Source organism: Kosakonia cowanii JCM 10956 = DSM 18146, assembly GCF_001975225.1.
Classification (GTDB): domain Bacteria; phylum Pseudomonadota; class Gammaproteobacteria; order Enterobacterales; family Enterobacteriaceae; genus Kosakonia; species Kosakonia cowanii.
The window spans coordinates 226,019-248,582 of record NZ_CP019445.1 but is presented as its reverse complement, the minus strand read 5'-3'; the positions used below and the strand labels follow the sequence as shown (position 1 = coordinate 248,582).

General features: G+C 58.5%; 24 protein-coding genes. 9 read left to right on the top strand and 15 right to left on the bottom strand.

Translation table 11 applies throughout. The features are described 5' to 3' along the window. Positions 1-46 precede the first annotated feature (46 nt). A complete protein-coding gene (gene fdhD / locus BWI95_RS01175) occupies positions 47-886 on the top strand; it encodes a formate dehydrogenase accessory sulfurtransferase FdhD (RefSeq protein WP_076768857.1) in 840 nt (279 codons plus the stop codon). 124 nt (positions 887-1,010) lie between these two features. After that, positions 1,011-1,220 (top strand): YdgH/BhsA/McbA-like domain containing protein, encoded by a 210-nt coding sequence (locus BWI95_RS01170; protein WP_042712305.1) that lies wholly within the window; start codon positions 1,011-1,013, stop codon positions 1,218-1,220. 46 nt (positions 1,221-1,266) lie between these two features. Here BWI95_RS01170 and BWI95_RS01165 read toward each other — a convergent pair whose 3' ends face one another. Further along, entirely contained in the window at positions 1,267-1,590 is a 324-nt protein-coding gene (locus BWI95_RS01165) for an AzlD domain-containing protein (RefSeq protein ID WP_023479297.1), read from the bottom strand. Next, positions 1,590-2,252 carry an AzlC family ABC transporter permease gene (locus BWI95_RS01160; protein WP_076768856.1) on the bottom strand — a complete coding sequence of 221 codons (663 nt, stop codon included), beginning with the start codon at positions 2,250-2,252 and terminating at the stop codon, positions 1,590-1,592. The genes BWI95_RS01165 and BWI95_RS01160 overlap by 1 nt, the downstream gene beginning before the upstream one ends. A 101-nt stretch (positions 2,253-2,353) precedes the next feature. On the opposite strand from BWI95_RS01160, the gene BWI95_RS01155 reads away from it, so the two are divergent. Further along, the gene (locus BWI95_RS01155) at positions 2,354-2,902 is read left to right on the top strand and encodes a helix-turn-helix domain-containing protein (protein ID WP_023479331.1); all 549 of its coding nucleotides are present in this window, start codon (positions 2,354-2,356) and stop codon (positions 2,900-2,902) included. A 42-nt stretch (positions 2,903-2,944) separates the two neighbouring features. Here the strand turns inward: BWI95_RS01155 and rhaM are convergent, their stop codons facing one another. The 9 genes from rhaM to rhaB all read right to left on the bottom strand — a co-directional run bounded on the left by rhaM (position 2,945) and on the right by rhaB (position 12,833). After that, a complete protein-coding gene (gene rhaM, locus BWI95_RS01150; protein ID WP_054804141.1) occupies positions 2,945-3,259 on the bottom strand; it encodes an L-rhamnose mutarotase in 315 nt (104 codons plus the stop codon). Further along, positions 3,256-4,404: a lactaldehyde reductase gene (fucO, locus tag BWI95_RS01145; RefSeq protein WP_054804140.1), complete on the bottom strand. Its 1,149-nt coding sequence runs from the start codon at positions 4,402-4,404 to the stop codon at positions 3,256-3,258. The genes rhaM and fucO overlap by 4 nt, the downstream gene beginning before the upstream one ends. Positions 4,405-4,520: 116 nt before the next feature. Next, entirely contained in the window at positions 4,521-5,525 is a 1,005-nt protein-coding gene (locus tag BWI95_RS01140; RefSeq protein WP_023479320.1) for an ABC transporter permease, read from the bottom strand. Further along, positions 5,522-6,526, bottom strand: a complete 1,005-nt coding sequence (locus tag BWI95_RS01135; RefSeq protein ID WP_076768855.1) for an ABC transporter permease — start codon at positions 6,524-6,526, stop codon at positions 5,522-5,524. The genes BWI95_RS01140 and BWI95_RS01135 overlap by 4 nt, the downstream gene beginning before the upstream one ends. Continuing rightward, positions 6,523-8,034, bottom strand: coding sequence for a sugar ABC transporter ATP-binding protein (locus BWI95_RS01130; protein ID WP_054804139.1), 1,512 nt, complete (start codon positions 8,032-8,034; stop codon positions 6,523-6,525). The genes BWI95_RS01135 and BWI95_RS01130 overlap by 4 nt, the downstream gene beginning before the upstream one ends. A gap of 45 nt (positions 8,035-8,079) precedes the next feature. Further along, complete coding sequence (rhaS, locus tag BWI95_RS01125; protein WP_023479368.1) at positions 8,080-9,066, bottom strand: rhamnose ABC transporter substrate-binding protein; 987 nt, start codon at positions 9,064-9,066, stop codon at positions 8,080-8,082. A 116-nt stretch (positions 9,067-9,182) separates the two neighbouring features. Continuing rightward, positions 9,183-10,013 (bottom strand): rhamnulose-1-phosphate aldolase, encoded by an 831-nt coding sequence (gene rhaD / locus BWI95_RS01120; protein ID WP_054804138.1) that lies wholly within the window; start codon positions 10,011-10,013, stop codon positions 9,183-9,185. Positions 10,014-10,107: 94 nt separating this feature from the next. Next, the gene (locus tag BWI95_RS01115; RefSeq protein WP_076768854.1) at positions 10,108-11,367 is read right to left on the bottom strand and encodes an L-rhamnose isomerase; all 1,260 of its coding nucleotides are present in this window, start codon (positions 11,365-11,367) and stop codon (positions 10,108-10,110) included. Beyond that, positions 11,364-12,833 (bottom strand): rhamnulokinase, encoded by a 1,470-nt coding sequence (gene rhaB / locus BWI95_RS01110; RefSeq protein ID WP_076768853.1) that lies wholly within the window; start codon positions 12,831-12,833, stop codon positions 11,364-11,366. The genes BWI95_RS01115 and rhaB overlap by 4 nt, the downstream gene beginning before the upstream one ends. Before the next feature lie 301 nt (positions 12,834-13,134). Between rhaB and rhaS (BWI95_RS01105) the strand changes: the two genes are divergently transcribed. Both rhaS (BWI95_RS01105) and rhaR read left to right on the top strand, forming a co-directional pair. Next, entirely contained in the window at positions 13,135-13,971 is an 837-nt protein-coding gene (gene rhaS / locus BWI95_RS01105) for an HTH-type transcriptional activator RhaS (RefSeq protein ID WP_054804137.1), read from the top strand. Positions 13,972-14,044: 73 nt separating this feature from the next. Then, positions 14,045-14,893 (top strand): HTH-type transcriptional activator RhaR, encoded by an 849-nt coding sequence (gene rhaR, locus BWI95_RS01100; RefSeq protein WP_076768852.1) that lies wholly within the window; start codon positions 14,045-14,047, stop codon positions 14,891-14,893. Here the strand turns inward: rhaR and rhaT are convergent, their stop codons facing one another. Then, positions 14,894-15,928: an L-rhamnose/proton symporter RhaT gene (gene rhaT / locus BWI95_RS01095; RefSeq protein WP_076768851.1), complete on the bottom strand. Its 1,035-nt coding sequence runs from the start codon at positions 15,926-15,928 to the stop codon at positions 14,894-14,896. Between the two features lie 288 nt (positions 15,929-16,216). On the opposite strand from rhaT, the gene sodA reads away from it, so the two are divergent. Beyond that, positions 16,217-16,837, top strand: coding sequence for a superoxide dismutase [Mn] (gene sodA / locus BWI95_RS01090; protein ID WP_054804136.1), 621 nt, complete (start codon positions 16,217-16,219; stop codon positions 16,835-16,837). A 78-nt stretch (positions 16,838-16,915) separates the two neighbouring features. Here the strand turns inward: sodA and BWI95_RS01085 are convergent, their stop codons facing one another. Beyond that, positions 16,916-17,767 (bottom strand): dihydrodipicolinate synthase family protein, encoded by an 852-nt coding sequence (locus BWI95_RS01085; protein WP_232374437.1) that lies wholly within the window; start codon positions 17,765-17,767, stop codon positions 16,916-16,918. 213 nt (positions 17,768-17,980) lie between these two features. On the opposite strand from BWI95_RS01085, the gene yiiM reads away from it, so the two are divergent. Then, on the top strand, positions 17,981-18,652 hold the full coding sequence (yiiM, locus tag BWI95_RS01080) for a 6-hydroxyaminopurine reductase (protein ID WP_076768849.1): 672 nt from the start codon (positions 17,981-17,983) through the stop codon (positions 18,650-18,652). Between the two features lie 34 nt (positions 18,653-18,686). Here yiiM and cpxA read toward each other — a convergent pair whose 3' ends face one another. Beyond that, entirely contained in the window at positions 18,687-20,060 is a 1,374-nt protein-coding gene (cpxA, locus tag BWI95_RS01075; RefSeq protein WP_054804135.1) for an envelope stress sensor histidine kinase CpxA, read from the bottom strand. Further along, positions 20,057-20,755 (bottom strand): envelope stress response regulator transcription factor CpxR, encoded by a 699-nt coding sequence (gene cpxR / locus BWI95_RS01070; RefSeq protein WP_034812606.1) that lies wholly within the window; start codon positions 20,753-20,755, stop codon positions 20,057-20,059. The genes cpxA and cpxR overlap by 4 nt, the downstream gene beginning before the upstream one ends. A 151-nt stretch (positions 20,756-20,906) precedes the next feature. On the opposite strand from cpxR, the gene cpxP reads away from it, so the two are divergent. Continuing rightward, positions 20,907-21,401 carry a cell-envelope stress modulator CpxP gene (gene cpxP, locus BWI95_RS01065; RefSeq protein ID WP_023479354.1) on the top strand — a complete coding sequence of 165 codons (495 nt, stop codon included), beginning with the start codon at positions 20,907-20,909 and terminating at the stop codon, positions 21,399-21,401. Between the two features lie 149 nt (positions 21,402-21,550). Next, positions 21,551-22,435: a CDF family cation-efflux transporter FieF gene (gene fieF / locus BWI95_RS01060; protein ID WP_076768848.1), complete on the top strand. Its 885-nt coding sequence runs from the start codon at positions 21,551-21,553 to the stop codon at positions 22,433-22,435. Positions 22,436-22,564: the final 129 nt, after the last annotated feature.

Below are 22,564 nucleotides of genomic sequence, written 5' to 3'. Positions count from 1 at the left end.
GAATACCACAATGTCGGTACGCTTGTTCGAGGGTAGTTAATACAAAGTGAACATTTTGCATACTAAAAAGCACAAAAATGCAACATCAGTCACAGGCGTACGCGAAGTCGTGCTCTGGAAGCGTGACAACCTGCAGCAGCCCCAGCCAGACATGCTGGCGGAAGAGGTGCCTGTTGCGCTGGTCTACAACGGTATTTCCCACGTGGTGATGATGGCATCGCCAAAAGATCTGGAGGAGTTCGCCATCGGCTTCTCCTTATCCGAAGGGATTATTGAAACCCCCGCCGACATTTACGGCATGGAGGTTGTGCCGTCCTGTAATGGGCTGGAAGTGCAGATTGACCTCTCCAGCCGCCGTTTTATGGGGCTGAAAGAGCGTCGCCGCGCGCTGGCCGGGCGCACCGGCTGTGGCGTCTGCGGCGTTGAGCAGCTCAATGATATCGGCAAGCCCATTGTGCCGCTGCCGTTCACCCAGACCTTTGATTTAGCCACGCTGGATAACGCGCTCACTCACTTAACTGATGTGCAGCCGATCGGGCAGCTGAGCGGCTGTACCCACGCCGCCGCGTGGCTGTTGCCTTCCGGCGAGCTGGCGGGGGGGCATGAAGATGTGGGTCGCCATGTGGCGCTGGATAAGCTGCTCGGGCACCGGGCACGCGCCGGTGAAAGGTGGGCCTCCGGTGCGGTGCTGGTCTCCAGCCGCGCCAGCTATGAGATGGTGCAAAAGTCGGCGATGTGCGGCGTCGAAATCCTCTTTGCCGTCTCGGCGGCGACTACGCTGGCGGTAGAAGTGGCAGAGCGTTGTAACCTGACGCTGGTCGGTTTTTGCAAGCCGGGCAGGGCGACAATTTATACCCATCCGCAGCGGCTGGTGGGTGTTAAATAACCGTCAAAAAAACTGAAAGAGATTAACAAATCCTTCCGCTTTTTGTTTTGAAGGTAGAGGTCTATCATTACTTTCATCGAGGCACGGCGCCTCACTTAAACAAAACAACGTAAGGGTTTATCTCATGAAAAGCATCAAAACTTTTGTCGCAGTTATCGCTCTCGCTTCCTCTTTCGGTACATTTGCTGCGCAAACCGTGACCGCAACTGACACCACCCTGAGCGGTGCTGAAGCGAAAATCGCGGCCCAGGCACAACAGGCTGGCGCCTCTTACCAGATCACCGAAGCGTATAACGGCAACCAGGTTCACATGACCGCTGAACTGACCAAATAAGTTAAGCACTATCGTCGAAAGAGCGCCTACGGGCGCTTTTTTCGTTTTAGTGCAGACCCGCCAGCCGCAGCAGCGCTGTCACCACCGCTGCTGACAGGATTACCACAATCAGCGGCATCTTGCGCCAGGCAAGAAAGAGCGCAAACAGCACGCCGGAAACCCGCGCCATCCCGGCGAAGTGATCCCCTTCATAGAGCATTGCGGCCAGCGCCACAGCAAACAAAAGCGTGGTTGCTGCATCCGAAAGCAGCCCCTGTGCGCGTTCCGACAGCGCCAGACGCCCGCCCAGTTTTGCGCCGCCGAGCCGCATCAGATAGGTACCTACCGAGAGAATGGCGATACCGCCAAGAGTCAGTGCAACGCTTGCCATTATCGCTTCCTCGTCAATAAACCAAGCAGTGAGAGCAGCACCGGTAACCCCACCGGCGCGAAGGGGACTGTCGCCAGCGAGAGCGCCGCGCCGCTGCAGGCGCGTATCAGCGTGGTGCGCTTTTTCAGCGCTGGCAGCACTAATGCCAGCAAAATCGCCGGGAACACCGCGTCCAGACCGATGGTTTCCGGCGCGGGCAGAAACGTGCCGACCGATGCGCCGATCAGCACGCCAACCGGCCACAGCAGCGCCACGCCCAGCCCGCAGAGCCAGTAGGCGGCTTTGCGCTGTTCCGGGGTTGACTGTGAAAGCCCGAACACCACGCTCTCATCATTCATAATGTGGCAGCCCAATAATCCGGCGGCCCGTTTACCCACCAGTTCTCGCACCGTTACGCCGAAGGGAATATGGCGCGCATTGACCAGCAGCCCGGCGACCGCTGCCGCCAGCGGGCTACCGCCGCTTGCCACAATACCGATAAACATAAACTCCGAGGCGCCTGCCAGCACCAGCGTTGAGAGCATCAGCGGCACCCAGAGCGGAAAGCCGTAGGCCATCGCCAGCGAACCATAGGAGACGCCGACAACGCCGACCGCCAGGCAGACCAGCCCAATCGCTCTAACCGTGTCGCGTGTAAGGGAAGAAAAGTGTTGTGTGAACATCGCTTTTTAGCCATATCGAACGTGTATCCATTATAATGAACACCCTGAGACCGTTTTTCAAGACGAACATAACGTTCGATTAAATGAACATTAAGGCCGGTATGACACAACCCATCGCTATTATCGCCAAAAGCCTGGCGCGTGAGCGGCAGCGGACCGGGCTCTCGCTGGCGGAGATCGCCCGCCGCGCCGGGATTGCGAAATCGACGCTCTCGCAGCTGGAAGCGGGCAACGGCAATCCGAGCCTCGAAACCCTGTGGGCACTCTGCGTGGCGCTGGATATTCCGTTTGCCCGCCTGCTGGAGCCGCAAAACCCACAAACGCAGGTGATTCGCCGCGGTGAAGGCACCAAAGTGGTTGCCGAGCAGGCGCACTACCAGGCGATATTGCTGGCAACCTGCCCGCCCGGTGCGCGGCGCGATATCTATCTGCTGCTGACGCAGCCCGGCGCGGATCGCATCTCCCATCCGCATCCCGCCGGTTCCGTTGAGCACATTATTGTGACGCAGGGACGGGCACTGGTCGGGCTGACCGAAGCGCCTGAAGAGTTAAACGAAGGGGATTACATCTGTTACCCGGCGGATCGCGAGCATATCTTTAAAGCGCTGGAGCCGGATACGCAGGCGATCCTCGTTGCCGAGCAGAATTGAGCCTTCATCCCCTGCGTGCCTTGAGGGGATGAAGGGAGCGGCTTACGCCAGATAGAACACCTCTTCCAGCTCGGCGCTCACCGGGCTGTTATCGGCATTGGCAGGCATCACGTCGCGCATATGCTTCCACCAGCGCTGGCACACCTCGGTGCGGGCAACCGCCTCCCAGCGCGCTTCTGATTCAATCTCCACCGTGGCGAAGAGCAGGTTGCGCGCTTTATCGAGATAGATGGCGTAATGGTGCGCGCCCGCCTCTTTCAGCACCGCTTCCAGCTCCGGCCAGATTGGGTTATGGCGACGCGCGTACTCCTCATGCGCATCGGGATTGACCTGCATAACAAACGCTTTACGGATCATAATGCCTCCAGATAGAGCTCGCGCACCTCATCGCGGCTGGCGCTGCGCGGGTTGCAGGGCGCACACGGATCGGCGAGCGCCTTATCCAGCCACCCTTCGATATCGGCTTCGCGCACGCCCAGCGCACTAAAGCCGGAGGGAATACCGACTTTGGCGCTCAGCGCGCGAATGGCAGCAATCGCCTGCTGGCTTGCCGCCTCCTCGCTCATCTCCCGGGTATCAACGCCCATCGCCTGCGCGATGCGGGCGAAACGCGTTACCGCATGGGGGCGGTTAAAGTTTTCGATGATCGGCAACAGGATGGCGTTGCAGACGCCGTGCGGCAGATTGTGGGTCGCGCCCGGCTGGTGGGCCAGCGCGTGCACCAGCCCGAGCCCGGCGCTGTTAAAGGCCATACCGGCCAGATACTGCCCGTAAGCCATCTGTTCGCGCGCCTCAAGGTTATCGCCCTCGGCAACGGCGGTCGGCAGCCACAGGTTGATGAGGCGAATCGCCTCCAGCGCGTTGGCATCCGTTAACGGATGCGCGCCCACGGAGACATAGGCTTCGACCGCATGGGTCAGGGCATCCATGCCGGTTGCGGCAGTGACCGCGGCGGGGATCGCCAGCATCACGCTGGCATCGTCGACGGCGATATCGGGGATCAGGTTGGCATCAATAATCACCTCCTTCACCTGGCGCTCGCTGTCGATAATCACTGCGTTGCTGGTCATCTCCGCCGCCGTGCCTGCGGTAGTGTTGATTGCCACCAGCGGCACCCCGGCATGTTTCACTTTGCCAACGCCGGAGTAAGCGGTTGACGGTCCGGGGTTCGCGGTGAGGATTTTTATCGCTTTCGCGGTATCAATCGGGCTGCCGCCGCCGAAGGCGATCAGGTAGTCACAGCCTGACTGCTGATAGGCGGCAAACCCCTCCTGCACCAGCGCTTCGGTCGGGTTGGGGAAGACGCCATCAAACAGCTGATAGGGCATCTTATGCGCCTTTAGCGCGGTAAACAGGCTGTCGAGCAGACCGAGTTTCACCAGCTGCCCGTCGGTGACAATCAGCGCCTTACCCCACTGTTTGTCAGCCACCAGTTTCACCATATCGCCAATTGCGCCCGCGCCGTGCAGGCTGATTTTCGGCAGTGCCAACATAAAGCTCATCATGTTTCTCCTTGATTTGGTTGAATCCTGACCGGCGGCAATGCTCCCTGTCGCCGGATAAAATTTTTCCCGCTAGCGCTTTGACGTAAGCCGCCATCCGGCAAGCCATGCCTGCACTACAGCCGCCTGCGCTGCAACAGGCGCCGGGTGAGGATCGGCAGTGAAATCACCACGATCAGCATCGCGCCGACAATAATCGACATCACGATCCCCGGCACGTTGAGCAGGCTCAGGCCAAAGGTCACCAGCCCCATCAAAAAGGCGGCGATAATCACGCCGACCATGCTGCCGGAGCCGCCGAGAATATTGACGCCGCCGAGCACCGCCATCGTCACCACGGAAAGCTCCCAGCCCAGCGCGATGGTCGGGCGCGTGCTGCCGAGGCGCGAAGTGAGCAGCACTGACGCCAGCCCCGCCATTAACCCCACCAGCGCAAAGAGGATCAGGTTGTGGCGTTTGACATTGATCCCGGCATACCACGCGGCGGTCGGGTTATTGCCGATGGCGTAAGTGCGGCGGCCAAAGTTGGTTTTATGCAGCAGAAAGGCAAACAGCAGCCCGAGCACAATAAAGAGCGCAAACTCAAACGACAGCGCGCCCCAGACGTAGCCCTGGCCGAGCCACGCGAAGCTCTCCGGCCAGCTGTTGAGCGCCTGGTCGCCCAGCAGGATGTAGGAGATGCCACGGTATAAGCTCATGGTGCCGATGGTGATAACAATCGACGAGAGGTTAAATCGGGTCACCAGAAAGCCGTTGAACAACCCGCACAGCAAGCCGACGCCCAATCCCACGCAGACTAACAGCGGCGTATCGACGCCCGCCTGCGCACAAAAGCCCATCGCCGTTGAGCTGAGCGCGATGGTGGCGGCGACCGAGAGATCGATCTCTCTGGCGATAATCAACATCGCCATTGGCAACACGATGATCGCCTTCTCGGTGAAGTTAAAGGTGGCATCTGACAGGTTCCAGATATTAAGGAAGTAGGGCGAGGCGAGGGCGTTCACCACAAACACCGCCAGCGTCACCGCCAGTAAAAACCCCTCCCAGCAGAGCAGACGGCGCAAGAGTGGCGTCGGCGCAGCCGGGCTATTTACCGCTTCAGAAGTGAGAATTTTGCTCATGATTTCACCGCCTGTTTCTGCCGGGCCAGCGCCGCATCGCGCAGGATCAACCGCCCTTTGCGCTTATTGCCACGCTCGTTGAGCAGCACCGCAATCACGATCACCGTGCCGGAAATCGCCATTTGCCAGAAGGGCGAGACGCCAATCACCGGCAGGGCATTGTTGATAACGCCGAGGAACAGCGCGCCAAACAGACAGCCGAGCACGCGCCCGCTGCCGCCCATGGTGCTGATGCCGCCAATCACGCAGGCGGCCACAACTTGTAGCTCAAAGCCGTTGGCGACATCGACATAAGCGACGGCGAAGCGCGAGATCCACAAGTAACCGCAGAACCCGGCCAGCGCGCCTGAAAGGCAGAAGCTGACAAACTGCATCTTGCCGGCGTTGATACCGGTGTAGTAGGCCGCCGTGGCGTTGCCGCCTGCGGTATAGAGCGCCCGTCCGCTGCGGCTGTAACGCAGGAAGTAGCCGACCAGCAGCAGCGCGGCGATGGCGCACCAGCTCAGCACCGGTAACCCCAACAGCCCACTGCGCGGCACGGCAAGGAAATCGGCGCTCATCTGGTTGGCGTTCACCCAGCCGCCGCCGGAGAGGAGAAAGATAATGCCGCGGTAGATGCTCATGGTGCCGAGCGTTACCACAATCGCCGGAATACCCAGTTTCCACACCAGCAGGCCGTTGATGATCCCCATCACCAGCCCGAGCGCAGTTGCCAGCAGCAGCAACGCCCACACCGGTACATCCGGGTGATGGAAGTTAATCAGCGCGACAATCATGCCGGTGAGCGCCAGGTTCGCCGCCATCGACAGATCGATCCCTTTGGTCAGCAGCACCAACATCTGCCCGAGGGCGAGAATGATCAGGATGGAAGTATCGTTGAACATCTCCACCAGGTTGCCGGGGCTGATAAAGGCAGGCACGCGGCTGCCGATTGCCAGCATCAGCAGCACAATCACCCCGCCGAGCAGCGCTTCACGATGTTTAAGCAGTGCGTTCATCATGCGGCCTCCTGCCCGGCACCGCTGGCGGCGCTGACAATGGTTTCTGCCGACGCTTCTCCGGCCCGGTAGTGCGCGACCATCAATCCTTCATGCATGACGATCACCCGATCCGCCATGCTCATCACTTCCGGCAGTTCGGAGGAGACCATAATCACCGCCAGCCCCTGCGCCACCAGTTCGGACATAAACTGGTGCACCGCCGCTTTCGAACCGATATCGATCCCTTTGGTCGGCTCATCGAGAATAATTACCTGCGGCTGGGTGGCGAGCCACTTACCGATCACCACCTTCTGCTGATTGCCGCCGGAGAGCGTCTCAACCGCCTGCTTCCAGCTAAAAGCTTTGACCTGCAAGCGGCGGGCGTACTCCTCCGCCAGCGCCCACTCTTTGGCATCATTCAGCACCCCGTTGGCGTTGAGCGTGCTCAGCTGCGGCAGGCTGATGTTCTGGGCAATCGACAGGGCGGTGATCGCCCCCTGCTGTTGGCGCTCTTCCGGCACGCAGACAATCCCGGCCTGAATCGCATCCGCCGGCTGGCGGAACTGTACCGCCTTGCCATTGAGGATAATGTCGCCCGAGGCGGGACGCGTTACGCCGCAGAGCGCCTGCATCAGCTCGGTGCGCCCGGCACCCACCAGGCCATAAAAGCCGAGGATCTCCCCTTTGCGCAGGCTGAAGTTGATATGGGCAAACTCAGTGGCATGGCAGAGATCGTTTACCTCCAGTACCACCTCGCCCGGCTCGCAGGCGATTTTCGGCCAGCTCTGGCTGATGGCGCGCCCGACCATCAGCGTCACCATCCGCGCTTCGGTAATCTCCTTGATAGCACCGGATTCGATAAAGACGCCGTCGCGCAAAATGGTGTAGTGATCCGCCAGTTCGAAGATTTCATCGAACTTGTGCGAGATAAAGAGGATCGCTTTCCCCTCCTGCTTCAGGCGCTCAACGATGTGGTAGAACTCCAGAATCTCGTGCTGCGAGAGGGCGGCGGTCGGCTCATCAAGGATCACCACCTGCGCATCGAAGGCGAGCGCGCGGGCAATCGCCACCATATGCCGCTGGGCAATGCTGAGGGTTTTAAGCGTCGCGCGCGGATCGATCTGCACCTCCAGCCGGGCGAGGAGTGCCCGTGCCTGCTGGTGCATGGCGGGCCAGTCGAGCTTTTTCAGCAGCCCTTTATAGAGATAGTGGCCAACAAAAATATTTTCGGTGACCGATAGCTCGTCGAACAGCACCGTCTCTTGGTGAATGGCGGTAATGCCCACTCTGTGCGCCGCATCGGGTGTCGGCAGAGAGATGGGGATCGCTTTATAGAGGATCTCGCCCTCATCGGGCTGATAAATGCCGGTCATTACTTTGACCAGCGTCGATTTGCCCGCGCCGTTCTCGCCAATCAGGGCGGTTACGTGGCCAGGCCAGAGATCAAGCTGTACGTTCTCAAGTGCGCGCACGCCGGGAAAGCGCTTGCTGATGCCCTTAAGCGACAGCAGTGGGGTGGATGCCGTCATGATAACTCTCCGGTTTTGCCCCCTCCCGTCGGAGAGGGGAAAGGGTCAGAACATCTTCGAGAACTTATCAATATTGCTGGCATCGTAGACGAACGGTTGCGCCATCGCGCCATTGCCGTCGGCATCCAGCGTCACTTTCCCTAAGCGGCCCATGCTGGCTTCCGTTTTCGTCGCCGTCCCTTTCACCAGATCGTTTGCTAAATAGGTGGCGGCATAGCCGAGATCGATCGGGTTCCAGATGGCAAAACTTTTACTCGCGCCGGATTTGATGGCACCCGCCATTTCAGAGGGCAAGCCGAGACCGGTAACGTAGACTTTGCCGATTTTGCCCTGATCCTTCACCGCCTGCGCGGCGGCGACAATGCCGACGGAGGAGGGGGAAACAATTACTTTCAGATCCGGATAAGACTTCAGCAGGCCGACCGCTTCGCGGTAGCTTTTATCGGAGAGGTCGTCGCCATAGGCGACGGTGACCAGATTGACGGAGGGGTACTTCGGCAGCACCTTTTTCATCTCCGCAATCCAGATATTCTGGTTGGTGGAGGTGGGCGTGGCGCTCAGAATGGCGACATCGCCCTTCTCAACATTCAGCGCTTTCAGCGCATCGGCGGCAAGCTTGACGTTGGTTTCGCCAATCAGCGCGTTATTGGAGGGGTTAAGGTGGATCTGCCGCCCGGCTTTCGCCACGCCGGAGTCCCAGGACACCACTTTGATACCGCGCTGCATCGCTTTTTTCAGCACCGGCACTACCGCGTCCGGATCGTTGGCGGAGATGGCGATCGCATCTACCCCTTGGGCGATCAAGCCGTTCAGCACTTCGATCTGCGCTTCCGCGGTGGTGGTGGTCGGCCCGGTGTAGATCACTTTAACGTCGCCTAACTCTTTCGCTGCCTCCTGCGCGCCGGTGTTGGCGGCTTCAAAAAAACCATTCCCTAACGATTTCGCCACCAGGGCGATTTTCACTTCGGCGATGGCGGAACCGGATAACGCCATCATGACAACGGTGAGGATCAAGCTTGCTTTTGTTTTCATTGCTCGTACTCCACGGATGACACTCCCGTTCGCTTTCGTGTTACCGAAATCATTGGGAGTGGTTTTTTGCAGGTGAACAGAGTTCGCCCCGTCTGCGTGAGCGGGGCGCGTTTTTTTTAGTGGTACAGATCTAACGCCGATTGCAGCGGGTTGACGCCGAAGCGTTTGCCCAGTGCGATCAGTTCTTCACGGGTGATGGTCTGTTTCATACTGCCCATCGAATAGACTTTGACTAACACCTCGGCAGATTTTTCTGCGGTGTCGATCAGGCCAAAAGCTTCATCCAGCGTCGGGCCGCTGCCGAAAACGCCGTGGAACGGCCACAGTACCAGCGAATGTTTCTGCATGTCGTTGGCGGTGGCGCGGCCGATTTCATCGGTGCCCGGCACCATCCACGGCAGAATGCCGACGCCGTCCGGGAAGACCACCAGGCACTCGGTGCTCCCTTCCCACAGCTTGCGGGTAATCAGATCCGAGCTGTTTTCCAGCACGTAGGTCAGGGCGATAAGGTTGGTGGCGTGGCAGTGCATGATCACCCGATCTTTGCCGCCGGTCGCCTGGATGCGCTCGCAGTGGGACAAGAAGTGCGCCGGCAGTTCGGAGGTGGGCACCGCTTCGTTAGTCAGCCCCCACAGGATGTGGTAACCGGCGCCGTCGCTGTCGACTTTGACCACGCCGAGGTTGGCCGTTGGATCGAGCTGCACGTTGCGGAAAAATTTGCCGGAGCCGGTAACGATAAAGTGCGTGTTGGCGAGCAGCGGCATCGGCTGGCTGAGGGGAATGTAGCGCGGCTGCGGGTGAAAATCTGCTTCATAGGGCGCAATATCCGCATCGTCGAGACGCAGGGTCAGGTTGCCGCCGTTGCGCTCGTCCCAGCCTTTTAGCCAGGCGTCGGTCGTCGCTTTGATCATCCCCTGGACGAACCAGGCGTTAATAATGGTCTGCATGTATGGAGTTCCTGTTGGTTCTGTTGCCGGATGGCGCTGCGCTTATCCGGCCTACGTGAATCGGTTTCTCTGTAATCCGCCATCCGGCACAGCGTTACTGGCGCTGGCGTAATACCGCTTGCTCATACGCCCGCACGCTCTCAAGCCACTGGCTACCGGCGGGAGTGTCGTGGCGCTGGCAATAGATCTCCCACACCGCCTGCCACGGCAGGGATTTCTGCTCTTCGAGCAGCGCAAGGCGCGCGGTGTAATCCCCGTCGGCTTCCAGCTGGCGCAACTGTTCAACCGGCTCCAGCAGGGCGCGCAGCAGCGCTTTTTTCATATTGCGGGTACCAATCACCCACGCGGCGATACGGTTGATAGAGGCGTCAAAGAAATCCAGCCCGATATGCACGCGGTCGAACAGCTGGTGGCGAATGATCTCGCTGGCAATGGCCTGGGTTTCATCATCCAGCAGCACCACGTGATCGCTGTCCCAGCGCACCGGGCGGCTGACATGCAGCAGCAGGCGCGGCACATAGAGCATGGCGGCGGAGATTTTGTCGGAGATCACCTCCGTCGGGTGGAAGTGGCCCGCATCCAGGCAGAGCGCGGTCTGGCGGCTGGTGGCGTACCCCATATAGAACTCATTCGAGCCGACGGTATAGCTTTCGGCACCGATGCCGAACAACTTACTCTCCACGGCATCGATATGGTGGGCCGGGTTCAGTTTCTCGCTCATCGCCTCATCCAGCGCCGCCAGCAGACGCTGGCGCGGGGCCAGGCGATCGACGGTGACATCCTTCATGCCATCCGGCACCCAGATATTCATCACCGACGGCGTGCCGAGCTGCTCGCCGAAGGAGGCAGAGACGCGGCGGCTGGCTTTAACATGATCAATCCAGAACTGGCGCACCTCATCATTGGCGTGGGAGAGGGTAAAACCATCCGCGCTGAGCGGGTGCGAAAAACAGGAGGGGTTAAAATCGAGCCCCAGTTTGTTGGCTTTTGCCCACGCAACCCAGTTTTTAAAGTGCTCCGGTTTGATCTCGTTACGCGCCACGGGCGCATCGGCTTCGTGATAAATCGCGTGCAGGTTGAGGCGTTTAGGGCCGGGGATCAGGCTCAGCGCCTGCTCAAGATCGGCGCGTAATTCGGCGGCGTTGCGCGCTTTACCCGGGTAGTTACCGGTGGCCTGAATGCCGCCGGTCAGGCTGCCTTCCGGGTTTTCGAACCCGGCCACATCGTCGCCCTGCCAGCAGTGCATCGAGACCGGCAGGCGATCGAGCTGACGCAGCGCCTCCTCGGCGTCGATGCCGACCGCGGCAAAACGCTCTCTGGCAATCTCCCAGGCCTGTTCAAGTTGAGTGGTCATGCGCAAAGCTCCTTTGTCTGTCGTTTTTGCTGAAAACGCGCGACATAGCGGGCGATTTCATTATCAGAATCGGGGGTAAAGGTGAGCAGGGGGTGGTTAGCCGCCACCACCTGACGGAACTCATCGACGTTGGTCAGCTCATCGAGCGTCATCAGCTGTACGCCAATATTGCCGAGCGTTGAGGCTTCAACCGGCCCGGCGACCACCGGCAAACCGCAGGCGTCGGCGCAAAGCTGGTTTAACAACTGGTTCTGGCAGCCGCCGCCAACAATATGCAGGCGGGTAAAGGGCTTGCCGCGCAGGGTTGCCAGCTCGCTCAGCACATCGGCATAGAGCAGGGCGAGGCTGTCGAAGATGCAGCGCGCCAGCTCGGCGGCGCTCTGCGGCACCGGCTGATCCGCGTCGCGGCAGGCGGCCTGGATCTCGGCACTCATATTCGCCGGGTTGATAAAGCGCTCATCGTTGGGGTTGATGATGAAGCGGCAGACCGCGATCTGTTCAGTGAGGGCGATAAGTGCGGGCAGGTCGCTGATGTTCTGCTCTTTCAGCACCCGCTGTAGCAGCCACAAACCCATGATATTTTTCAGCACCCGGTAGCGCCCCTCGGCACCGCCCTCATTGGTGATATTGGCGGCGAGCGCGGCGTCGCTGGTGTAGGGCGTTTTGCTCTCAAAGCCCATCAATGACCAGGTGCCGGAAGAGAGGTATGCCGCATCGTTATCGGCCAACGGCGAGGCGATCACCGCGCTGGCGGTATCATGGCTGGCAACGGCGACCACCGGAATGGCGTTGCCCTGCGGGCAGATCCAGTCACCAATCACATTCCCCGGATGGGTCGGTGTGCCAAACCAGCTTGCAGGCACCCCGGCCCAGTCGAGCAGCGTCGTGTCCCAGTTGTCAGTGTTGATATTGACCAGCTGCGTGGTGGTGGCGTTGGTGTACTCCCAGTTGAGCTGCCCGGTCAGGCGGAAGCTGAAGTAGTCCGGGATCAGCAGAGCGTGCTCCACCTGCGCTACGGTGTGCGGTTGCTGCTCCGCCAGCGCGCGCAGCTGATAGAGAGTGTTGAAGGGGAGAAACTGGATGCCGCTGCGGCGATAGATATCGGCTTGGCCCGGCTGCTGGAAAGCGCGCTGCATAATGCCGTTGGTGCGGCTGTCGCGGTAGGCGATTGGCAGACCGACGCGTTCACCCGCGCGGTTAATCAGCACATAATCGACGCCCCAGGTATCAATGCCGATGCTGTCAGGCTGCACGCCGGATTCGCACACCTTTTGCAGCCCGCTGCGGATCTCGGCTTCCAGGCGGTCGATATCCCAGCAGTCGAATCCATCAACACTCTGTAAGCAGTTAACAAAGCGGTGAATTTCCTGAAGCGTCAGCGCCCGGCTCTGGCGATCGTAACGCGCCAGCATTACCCGTCCGCTGGAGGCACCTAAATCAACCGCGACGCAGTGGCGAAAAGTCATGATGAGGTCCTTCATAGAGTCATTGCGGACAGTCTAAAAAAGGGGGCGTGGGGTCTACCTTCTTGCTACTGACAGCGGCAAGGGGGCGCTGGCAAGAAAGCAAAGATGAACGTGAGAGAGTTCACAAATTCCAGTGATGACGCGGCGTTGCGCCATTGTGACTCTCGCCACATTTCCCGATCTTTCCGGGCGTTTCTTGAAAAACGGGCAACTTATGCGCGAAATGGCGTCGAAAATTAAAGGTGAGGTTGGCTGCCCTTAATTACTATTTTGAGACTGTTTCTCATTTGCTGGGGCGATCATGACCATACTGCATAGCGTCGATTTCTTTCCGCCAGGTAAATCACCGGTTGCCATTGAGCCGCGGCTGCCGCAGGCGGCTTTCCCTGAGCATCATCATGATTTTCATGAAATTGTAATTGTTGAGCATGGCTCCGGCATTCATGTTTTTAACGGTCAGCCTTACACCATCAGCGGCGGCACGGTCTGCTTTGTGCGCGATCATGACCGCCATCTCTATGAACACACCGATAATCTCTGCCTGACCAACGTGCTCTACCGCTCGCCGGACGCTTTCCAGTTCCTTGCCGGGTTAAACCAGCTGTTACCGCAGGAGCAGGAGGGGCATTACCCGTCGCACTGGCGGGTGAGCCAGCAGACGCTGGGGCAGGTGCGCGGCATTATCAGCCAGATGGAGGCGCAGGGCGCGGAACTGGAAACCCACGATATTGCTAACCGCGAGATACTCTTTATGCAGCTGCTGGTGCTGCTGCGCCGTAGCAGCCAGCAGGCGGAGATGGGCAACAGCGACGCACGGCTTAACCAGCTGCTGCTGTGGCTGGAGGATCACTTCGCCGAAGATGTCTGCTGGGCGTCGCTTGCCGAGCGCTTCACGCTCTCCTTGCGCACGCTGCATCGCCAGCTTAAACAGACCACCGGCATGACACCGCAGCGCTACCTGAACCGCCTGCGACTGATTAAAGCCCGCCATATGTTGCGTCACAGCGATGAGAGCGTAACGAATATCGCTTTTCGCTGCGGATTTGGCGACAGTAACCACTTTTCGACCCTGTTTCGCCGCGAGTTTAGCTGGTCTCCGCGCGAGATCCGTCAGGGGCGCGATACGCTGCTTCAGTAACGAGAAGAGAATCACCGATTTTTGGCTGCGCTTTGGCTAATAATGTCAGGTTAGTGCACGCGGAGGTGATGATGTGACAGGCCAGCTTATTCTTCGTCGGGACGACTTTTTTCCGCGCGCCGGTCAGGCGGTGGCGGTGGCGGATCGCTACCCGCAACATGTGTTTGCCGAACACACTCACGAGTTTAATGAGCTGGTGATGGTGTGGCGCGGCAATGGCCTGCATGTGCTCAACAACCGCCCGTATCGCATTACGCGCGGCGATCTCTTTTATATCCGCGCCGAGGATTGCCACTCTTACGCCTCGGTTAACGATCTGGTGTTGCAGAACATCATCTACTGCCCGGAGCGGCTGACGCTCAATCTGGACTGGGCGGCGCTGATCCCAGGCTTTAGCGGCGGGGCGTGGAGCCCGCACTGGCGCATTGGCAGCAGCGGCATGACGCAGGCCCGCCAGGTGATTGCCCAACTGGAGCATGAGAGCAATAAGAGCGATCCGCTGGCGAATGGGATGGCAGAAATGCTCTTCGCCCAACTGGTGATGATCTTAAAACGCCACCGCTTCGCCGCCGATAACCTTGCCGCTACCCACAGCGAAGCGCTGCTGGATAAGCTGATCACCGCCCTTTCCGGCAGCCTGAATCGCAGCTTTGTGCTTGAGCAGTTTTGCGAGCAGGAGCAGTGCAGCGAGCGTGCCCTGCGCCAGCAGTTTCGCTCCCAGACCGGCATGACCATCAACCACTATCTGCGCCAGTTGCGCATCTGCCACGCGCAGTATCTGCTCCAGCACTCGGAGCAGATGATTGGTGAAATCGCCATGCAGTGCGGGTTTGAGGACAGTAACTACTTTTCGGTGGTCTTTAGCCGCGAAGTGGGGATGACGCCAGGACAGTGGCGTCATCGCAGTCGCGCCGCCGCCTGATTAGCTCGCCATACCGAGGCCGACGATATTGGCCGCGATAATGATCACCACGCAGCCGAGGCTCAGCACGCTGACCGGCTGGCGTCCGGCATTTTTCCACTCCTTCAGCACCAGCCCGACAATGCCGCCGCACAGCACGTAGAAACTCATGTGCAGCATCCAACTGATGTAGTCATACTGCGCCGGAATACGGGCGTGGCCCCAGGCGTAGAAGAAGAATTGCAGATACCACATCAGCCCGCCAAGCGCTGAGAGCAGGATATTGCTGATAATCAACGGCGTTGCCAGCGAGAAGTCCGCTTTGACCGACAAATTCTTCACTTTTGCCAGGCGAATAATGCAGAAGCCAAGGTTGACCAGCGCGCCCCCGCCCATGATCACCACATAGCTTGGCAGCGCGGTATAGAGCGGATCGATGCCCAGCGCCGCAGCGGCATCGTGCATCGGTTTGGCGGCATTCATCGCAAAGGACATCCCCGCTGAGAAGATGCCGCACATGACGGCCAGCGCCAGCCCTTTTTTCAGGTTGAACTCTTCGGCTTTGATGCCCATTTTGCGCTCTTTCAACTGCCCGGCGCGCGTCACAATGCCGACGCCAATCAGGGCAACCAGCACGCCAAGCAGCGTCATCCGACCCCCTTCGGTATGGATCAGCACGCCGAAAGTGCCGTTGAGCACCGGCGTCATCAGGGTGCCAACAATCAGCGTGATGCCGATGGCGATACCAATGCCCATCGACATGCCGAGATAGCGCATCGTTAAACCATAATTGATATTGCCGACGCCCCACATTGCGCCGAAGAGAAACACCGGCAGCAGGGTGGAGGCATTGAACGAGCTGAAATAGGCCCAGAAATCGGGCAGTAACAGCGCGCTGATGCTCCAGGGAAGGACTATCCAGGAGACGAGGCCGCCTATCGACCACATCGTCTCCCATGACCACTGTTTGACCTTTTTGAACGGGGCATAGAAACAGGCAGCACTGGCCGCGCCTATCAAATGCCACAAAATACCCATCGTAATCGCGTTACTCATTGTGCACTCCTTTTGTTTTTATGGCCGGGACAGAGGTCGCCGACTCGCAGAGTGTAAAAATCAGTAAACGATTTAACCTTGAGACGATTGCCGCGCTGCGCCTGGCGCTGGCAATCAGGGCATGATGGGGGTGAGCAGCTTCACAATTTCAAGAACATAACTAAAATTTATAACCTTATAAAAACTACGGCATTGATAAACATTTTCAATATCACGTAATTAACTATAATGATCCGACTGCTTACGCGGCATTAACAATCCGCCGCCAGACTAAAAATGGAGATGAAAATGAGCTATACACTGCCCGCTCTGCCGTATGCGTATGATGCCCTTGAGCCTCATTTCGACAAGCAGACGATGGAAATCCATCACACTAAACATCACCAGACCTACGTAAACAACGCTAACGCCGCGCTGGAAAACCTGCCGGAGTTCTCAAGCCTGCCGGTTGAAGAGCTGATCACCAAACTGGACCAGCTGCCGACCGACAAGAAAACCGTACTGCGCAACAACGCGGGCGGCCACGCTAACCACAGCCTGTTCTGGAAAGGCCTGAAAGTCGGCACTACCCTGCAGGGCGATCTGAAAGCGGCTATCGAGCGCGATTTCGGTTCCGTGGACAACTTCAAAGCTGAATTTGAAAAAGCAGCAGCAACCCGCTTCGGTTCCGGCTGGGCATGGCTGGTGCTGAAAGGCGACAAACTGGCTGTAGTCTCTACCGCAAACCAGGACTCCCCGCTGATGGGTGAAGCGATCTCTGGCGCATCCGGCTTCCCGATCATCGGTCTGGATGTGTGGGAACACGCTTACTACCTGAAATTCCAGAACCGCCGCCCGGACTACATCAAAGAGTTCTGGAACGTGGTGAACTGGGACGAAGCAGCAGCACGTTTCGCCGCTAAAAAATAAGTTCGCACGATCCCCCACGCTTGCGTGAGGTCAACCCCCGTCCGGCTTCGCCGTCGGGGGTTTTTTATTGCCTGCGGTTTACCTTCGCGAGGTGATACTAAACACCTGATCGACAATGGCGCACTGCGCGTCGCTGAGCGTGCCGCCGACGTTGCGCGAGACGGGCGTCGAGTAGCCAAATTTACGTGATACCACGGTTTTGATGGTGGTGACGAAATCATCCCCGATGGCGTAGATCGCCATAAACTTGCCGATCTCCTGCTGCGCTTTACTCAACCCGTCGAGATCGCCGGTGCGCCAGGCTTCTCTCGCCTGCACAAACAGCTCTGGCATAACGTTATTCAACCCGGAGATCACCCCTGCGCCGCCTGCCAGTAAGTTCGGGATGTAGTACTCGTCGTAGCCGCTCAACACGGCGAAATCGCCGCGTACCGCCTGGGTGGCGAGGATCATGTTCCGCGTGTGTGACTGGCAATCGACCGTATCTTTGATGCCGGCGAAATCAGGAAACTCGGCGGCCAGGGTGGCAACCAGTTCCGGCGTTAAATCGCAGCCGGTGCGCGCCGGGAAGTTGTAGGCGAACCACTTGCCTTCAACCGCCTGGCCGATGGCGCGGAAATAGTGCAATAACTGCCCGCTGGTCTGCCCGTAGTAATAGGGTGGCAGCACCATTACTGCATCATACCCGACGCGCCTGGCCTCTTGCGCCATGTGCACCACATCGGAAAAGCAGGGGGAGGAGACGTTTGCTACCAGCGTACCCGGCGACATCTCCCGCGCTTCGCGGATAAGCATCAAGCGCTCCTCCAGCGAGAACGAGGCAAACTCCCCGATGCTGCCCATCAGCAGCACGACATCGACTTTTGCCGCGTTCAGGCGGGCAATGTGTTGCGCCAAGCCTGCCAGATCGATATTCCCTTCACGATCCATCGGCGTGATGGAAGGGCACCAGACGCCGGAAAATGGAACTGTAGTGGCCACGTCGCTCTCTCCTCGTTTAATGAAATTGCGTTTCAAAACTCAAGGTAAGTGATAACACGGCATGGCGTCAGACACGCGCATGAATGTCTCATTTTCGCCGCTTCGGGTGAGAAAAAAGTGTGCTCTAATAACGCGACCAACAACGGAATTCCGGGAGGGAAGATGCGCCATCAGGTTAACGTTTTCAGGGGCAAGATAAGGGATTATGAGGGCAGCCGACCGAGCGCCATCGCCAAATTGCAGGTTCAGGGGGAGTTGACCCTGACCGAACTGGGCCTTGCCGGCGATGAGCAGGCGGAGAAAAGCTACCACGGCGGGGCCGATCGCGCGCTGTGCCACTATCCGCGTGAACACTACACGCACTGGGCGCAAGCCTTCCCGCAACAGGCCGCACTTTTCTGCGCGCCCGCCTTCGGCGAAAACCTCTCTACCGTCGGGCTGACGGAACAAAATGTCTTTATCGGCGATATCTTTCGCTGGGGCGAGGCGCTGATTCAGGTGACGCAGCCACGCTCGCCCTGCTTTAAGCTCAACTACCACTTCGGCATTGAGGATATGGCCACGCAGATGCAGGCGAGCGGCCGCGTGGGCTGGCTCTATCGGGTGATTGCCGCAGGCAAAGTCGCCGCTGACGCGCCTTTAGAGCTGGTATCAAGGGTAAGCGATGTCAGCGTTCATGAGGCCGCGGCGATCGCCTGGTATCAACCGTTTGATGATGAGCAGTATCAGCGCCTGCTGGCGGCGGCGGGGTTATCGGCAAGCTGGACGCGCACAATGCAGAAGCGACGCCTGAGCGGCAAAGTTGAGGATAACGCCCGGCGGCTGCGCGGATAAAAAAACGCCCCCTCCGGCAGGAGAGGGCGCATTATCAGGCGCGTTTATAGAGCGGCAGCCAGAGGGTTAAGCGTAAACCGCCTAACGGGCTGTCGTCCGCTTTCACCCAGCCGCGATGCTGCTGAATTGCCGTTTCGACAATCGCCAGCCCGAGGCCAGTGCCGCCCGATTCGCGGTCGCGCGCTTCGTCGGTGCGGTAGAAGGGACGGAAAATCTGCTCGCGATCTTCTGCGCTGACGCCAGGGCCGTCGTCATCAACGTTGATGGTGATGCCCTCTTTATCCACCGCAAAACTCACTTCGATTTTAGTGTGGGAGTAGCGCAGCGCGTTGCGGACAATATTCTCCAGCGCACTCTCCAGCGCGTTGGGGTTGCCATACAGCGGCCACGGCCCGGGCGGGAAGGTGACCGTCAGGGATTTGCCCATCTGCTCGGCTTCGAACGCGGCGTTATCCAGCACCTCATGCCACAGCTGATTGGCTTTCACCGTTTCGCTAACCAGCGCGTTTTTCTGCTGGTTGCGCGACATCACCAGCAGATCGTTGATCATGCTGTCCAGCCGCTGCGCCTCGGTTTCAATGCGCTCCAGCTCTTTGCTCTCTCCGCTACGACGACGCAATAGCGCGGTGCCAAGTTGCAGGCGCGTCAGCGGCGTGCGCAGCTCGTGAGAGATATCCGACAGCAGACGCTGCTGCGCGGTCATCATGCGCTCCAGCGCGCTCACCATCTGGTTAAAACTGGCCCCGGCGGCGAGAAACTCCTGCGGCCCGGCTTCCAGCTCCGGATGCTGACGCAGGTTGCCTTGCGCCACCTCATCCGCCGCGTTTTTCAACTTACGCGCCGGTTTTGCCAGGCTCCACGCCAGCCACAGCAGCAGCGGTGAACTGATCAGCATGGTGACAATCAGCAGCAGCAGCGGGCGGTCGAACAGCAGATTGATAAAGTCAGATTGCGAATTGCTGGCAGGGCGAATCAGGTAGAGCTGGTAGTTGTCTTCCCCGTCACGAATGGAGAAGGGGCCAACCATTTCGACGCGGCCATACTTTTTCTTCTGCGGATGATCGGAGTTATCGGCCTGGCCGATAAAGTTGCGGATGATCTGCATTTCGCTGCGCTCCGCGCCGATCACGCGCCCTTCGCTGGTGACCAGCAGCAGACGTTGACCGGGCGGCGCCCATTTGTCGATGGCGCGAAACAGCCTTCGCCACCACATCAGATCGTTCGGCGGGTCGTTAGCCAGCTCCGCTTCCACATGCTGTTCAATCATCAGACCCTGGCGCTGCTCGCTGTCGAGCAGCTCCGTCATCTGGCGGGAGTCCAGCTTTGGCACCATCAATACCAGCATCAACACCAGCGCCAGGGTTAACCAGAAGATGGCGAAGATGCGGGCGGTCAAACTTCCTATCATGAAGCGGAGACCATCAGATAACCGCGGCCGCGCAGGGTTTTAAACCACGGATGCCCATCTTTACGCTCCGGCAGTTTGCGGCGCAGGTTGGAGATATGCATGTCGATGGCGCGATCGAACGGCGTCAGACGTTTACCCAGCACTTCCTGGCTCAGGTGTTCACGCGACACCACCTGGCCTAAATGCTGAGCCAGCAGGTAGAGCAGGGTAAATTCGGTGCCGGTAAGCTCCAGCGACTGGCCGTCAAAGCTCGCTTCCTGGCGGCCAGGATTGAGGCTAAGCGCGTCCACTTCCAGCGTCGGCGAACCGCTGTCGCTGTTCTGCTGCTGTTCGCTCCAGTGGGAGCGGCGCAAAATCGCGCGAATACGCGCCACGAGTTCACGATCGTTAAAGGGTTTCGGAAGATAGTCATCCGCGCCCAGCTCAAGGCCGAGAACGCGATCCAGCTCGCTGCCGCGGGCTGTAAGCATGATTACCGGTGTCTGGTGTGTCTGGCGAAGCTCTTTAAGGGTATCAATGCCGTTTTTCTTCGGCATCATCACGTCGAGCAAAAGCAAATCGATGCTGTCATCAAGGAGGTCGAGCGCCTGTTCACCGTCATGGGCAACGAGCACGTTAAAACCTTCCATGTCGAGAAGTTCCTTTAACAAGGAAGTCAGCTCTCGGTCATCATCTACTAAAAGGATTTTATTCATTGTTTAAATACCTCCGAGGCAGAAATTACGTCATCAAGCGTCGCTAATCCATGACTTTACGTTGTTTTACACCCCCTGACGCATGTTTGCAGCCTGAATCGTAGACTGATTTTCGTTCACTCGTGAGACAAATAGGTTACTGGAGTAAATGATGCGCATCGTTACCGCTGCCGTCATGGCCTCAACGCTGACATTAAGCGCTGTTAGCCAGGCTGCTGAAGCCGTAACAGGCGATAACTGGCATCCGACTGAAGGGATTGCACAGCGCAGTGTTCAGAGCCATATGTTCGACGGTATTAATCTGACCGAACATCAGCGCCAGCAGATGCGGGATCTGATGACACAGGCGCGGCACGACCAGCCACCTGTTAATGTTAGCGAAATGGAGACAATGCACAGCCTTGTCACCGCAGATAAATTTGATGAAACCGCTGTACGCGCTCAGGCAGAAAAAATGGCGCAGGAGCAGGTCGCTCGCCAGGTTGAGATGGCGAAAGTCCGCAACCAGATGTACCACCTGCTAACGCCGGAGCAGCAAGCGGTTTTAAACCAGAAGCACCAACAACGGATGGCAAAGCTGCGTAACGTTGCGCAGATGCAAAAAAGCTCCCCGTTGACGGTAATGAGTAGTAGCAGTACCAGGTAACAACCCCTGTTTTTCCTTGCCATAGACACCATCCCTGTCTTCCCCCACATGATGTGGGGGTTTTTTTTGCCTGCAATTCCTGCCCCTATTTTCTCCATTGCTCCTTTTGCTATCCGTTATAATTCCGCCAACGACAAGCAGGAGCGTGTATGAAAGCATCTTATGGACGGCTGGTCACACGGGCGGCAATGGCGGCAACCATCATGGCGTCGCTGCTGCTGGTGATTAAAATTTTCGCCTGGTGGCACACCGGTTCGGTCAGTATTCTGGCGGCGCTGGTCGATTCGCTGGTGGATATCGCCGCGTCGCTCACCAACCTGCTGGTGGTGCGCTATTCGCTACAACCGGCAGATGAGGAGCATACGTTCGGGCACGGCAAAGCGGAGTCATTAGCCGCGCTGGCGCAGAGCATGTTTATCTCGGGCTCCGCGCTGTTCCTCTTTTTAACCGGCATTCAGCACCTTGCGCGGCCGGAGCCGTTGCAGGCCGCGGGAATTGGCGTTGCCGTCACGCTGGTGGCGCTGCTCAGCACTGTGATTCTGGTCACCTTTCAGCGCTGGGTTGTGCGCAAAACACACAGCCAGGCGGTGCGCGCGGATATGCTTCATTATCAGTCTGATGTTATGATGAACGGCGCTATTCTCATCGCGCTTGGGCTGGCGTGGTATGGCTGGCACCGGGCGGATGCGCTGTTTGCGCTGGGTATCGGCGGCTATATCTTGTACAGTGCGTTGCGTATGGGGTATGAGGCGGTACAGGCGCTGCTAGATCGCGCACTACCCGATGGAGAGCGTCAGGAAATTGTTGATATTGTCACTTCCTGGCCGGGCGTCAGAGGCGCTCACGATCTTCGCACGCGGCAGTCAGGGCCGACCCGCTTTATTCAAATACATCTGGAAATGGACGATCACCTGCCGCTGGTTGAGGCGCACCTTGTCGCCGAACAGGTAGAGCAGGCGATTTTGCGCCGTTTCCCCGGCTCCGATGTGATTATTCATCAGGATCCGTGCTCAGTTGTTCCTCAAGGACGATAAGCCCGCAGAGGCTTTCGTAACGCGTTTTTTAAGTGTGGGTCAGTCAGTGCGGTTGTGTATAAAATACCCCCATTTCGCCTGACCTGAATCAATTCAGCAGTAGTGGATTGAGATACTATTTGCAGCATT

Excerpts from the sequence above, each read along its gene's own strand:
- BWI95_RS01170 (WP_042712305.1), top strand. The coding sequence starts at position 1,011 with ATGAAAAGCATCAAAACTTTTGTCGCAGTTATCGCTCTCGCTTCCTCT.
- BWI95_RS01165 (WP_023479297.1), bottom strand. The coding sequence starts at position 1,590 with ATGGCAAGCGTTGCACTGACTCTTGGCGGTATCGCCATTCTCTCGGTA.
- BWI95_RS01160 (WP_076768856.1), bottom strand. The coding sequence starts at position 2,252 with ATGTTCACACAACACTTTTCTTCCCTTACACGCGACACGGTTAGAGCG.
- BWI95_RS01155 (WP_023479331.1), top strand. The coding sequence starts at position 2,354 with ATGACACAACCCATCGCTATTATCGCCAAAAGCCTGGCGCGTGAGCGG.
- rhaM (WP_054804141.1), bottom strand. The coding sequence starts at position 3,259 with ATGATCCGTAAAGCGTTTGTTATGCAGGTCAATCCCGATGCGCATGAG.
- fucO (WP_054804140.1), bottom strand. The coding sequence starts at position 4,404 with ATGAGCTTTATGTTGGCACTGCCGAAAATCAGCCTGCACGGCGCGGGC.
- BWI95_RS01140 (WP_023479320.1), bottom strand. The coding sequence starts at position 5,525 with ATGAGCAAAATTCTCACTTCTGAAGCGGTAAATAGCCCGGCTGCGCCG.
- BWI95_RS01135 (WP_076768855.1), bottom strand. The coding sequence starts at position 6,526 with ATGATGAACGCACTGCTTAAACATCGTGAAGCGCTGCTCGGCGGGGTG.
- BWI95_RS01130 (WP_054804139.1), bottom strand. The coding sequence starts at position 8,034 with ATGACGGCATCCACCCCACTGCTGTCGCTTAAGGGCATCAGCAAGCGC.
- rhaS (WP_023479368.1), bottom strand. The coding sequence starts at position 9,066 with ATGAAAACAAAAGCAAGCTTGATCCTCACCGTTGTCATGATGGCGTTA.
- rhaD (WP_054804138.1), bottom strand. The coding sequence starts at position 10,013 with ATGCAGACCATTATTAACGCCTGGTTCGTCCAGGGGATGATCAAAGCG.
- BWI95_RS01115 (WP_076768854.1), bottom strand. The coding sequence starts at position 11,367 with ATGACCACTCAACTTGAACAGGCCTGGGAGATTGCCAGAGAGCGTTTT.
- rhaB (WP_076768853.1), bottom strand. The coding sequence starts at position 12,833 with ATGACTTTTCGCCACTGCGTCGCGGTTGATTTAGGTGCCTCCAGCGGA.
- rhaS (WP_054804137.1), top strand. The coding sequence starts at position 13,135 with ATGACCATACTGCATAGCGTCGATTTCTTTCCGCCAGGTAAATCACCG.
- rhaT (WP_076768851.1), bottom strand. The coding sequence starts at position 15,928 with ATGAGTAACGCGATTACGATGGGTATTTTGTGGCATTTGATAGGCGCG.
- sodA (WP_054804136.1), top strand. The coding sequence starts at position 16,217 with ATGAGCTATACACTGCCCGCTCTGCCGTATGCGTATGATGCCCTTGAG.
- BWI95_RS01085 (WP_232374437.1), bottom strand. The coding sequence starts at position 17,767 with ATGGATCGTGAAGGGAATATCGATCTGGCAGGCTTGGCGCAACACATT.
- yiiM (WP_076768849.1), top strand. The coding sequence starts at position 17,981 with ATGCGCCATCAGGTTAACGTTTTCAGGGGCAAGATAAGGGATTATGAG.
- cpxA (WP_054804135.1), bottom strand. The coding sequence starts at position 20,060 with ATGATAGGAAGTTTGACCGCCCGCATCTTCGCCATCTTCTGGTTAACC.
- cpxR (WP_034812606.1), bottom strand. The coding sequence starts at position 20,755 with ATGAATAAAATCCTTTTAGTAGATGATGACCGAGAGCTGACTTCCTTG.
- cpxP (WP_023479354.1), top strand. The coding sequence starts at position 20,907 with ATGCGCATCGTTACCGCTGCCGTCATGGCCTCAACGCTGACATTAAGC.
- fieF (WP_076768848.1), top strand. The coding sequence starts at position 21,551 with ATGAAAGCATCTTATGGACGGCTGGTCACACGGGCGGCAATGGCGGCA.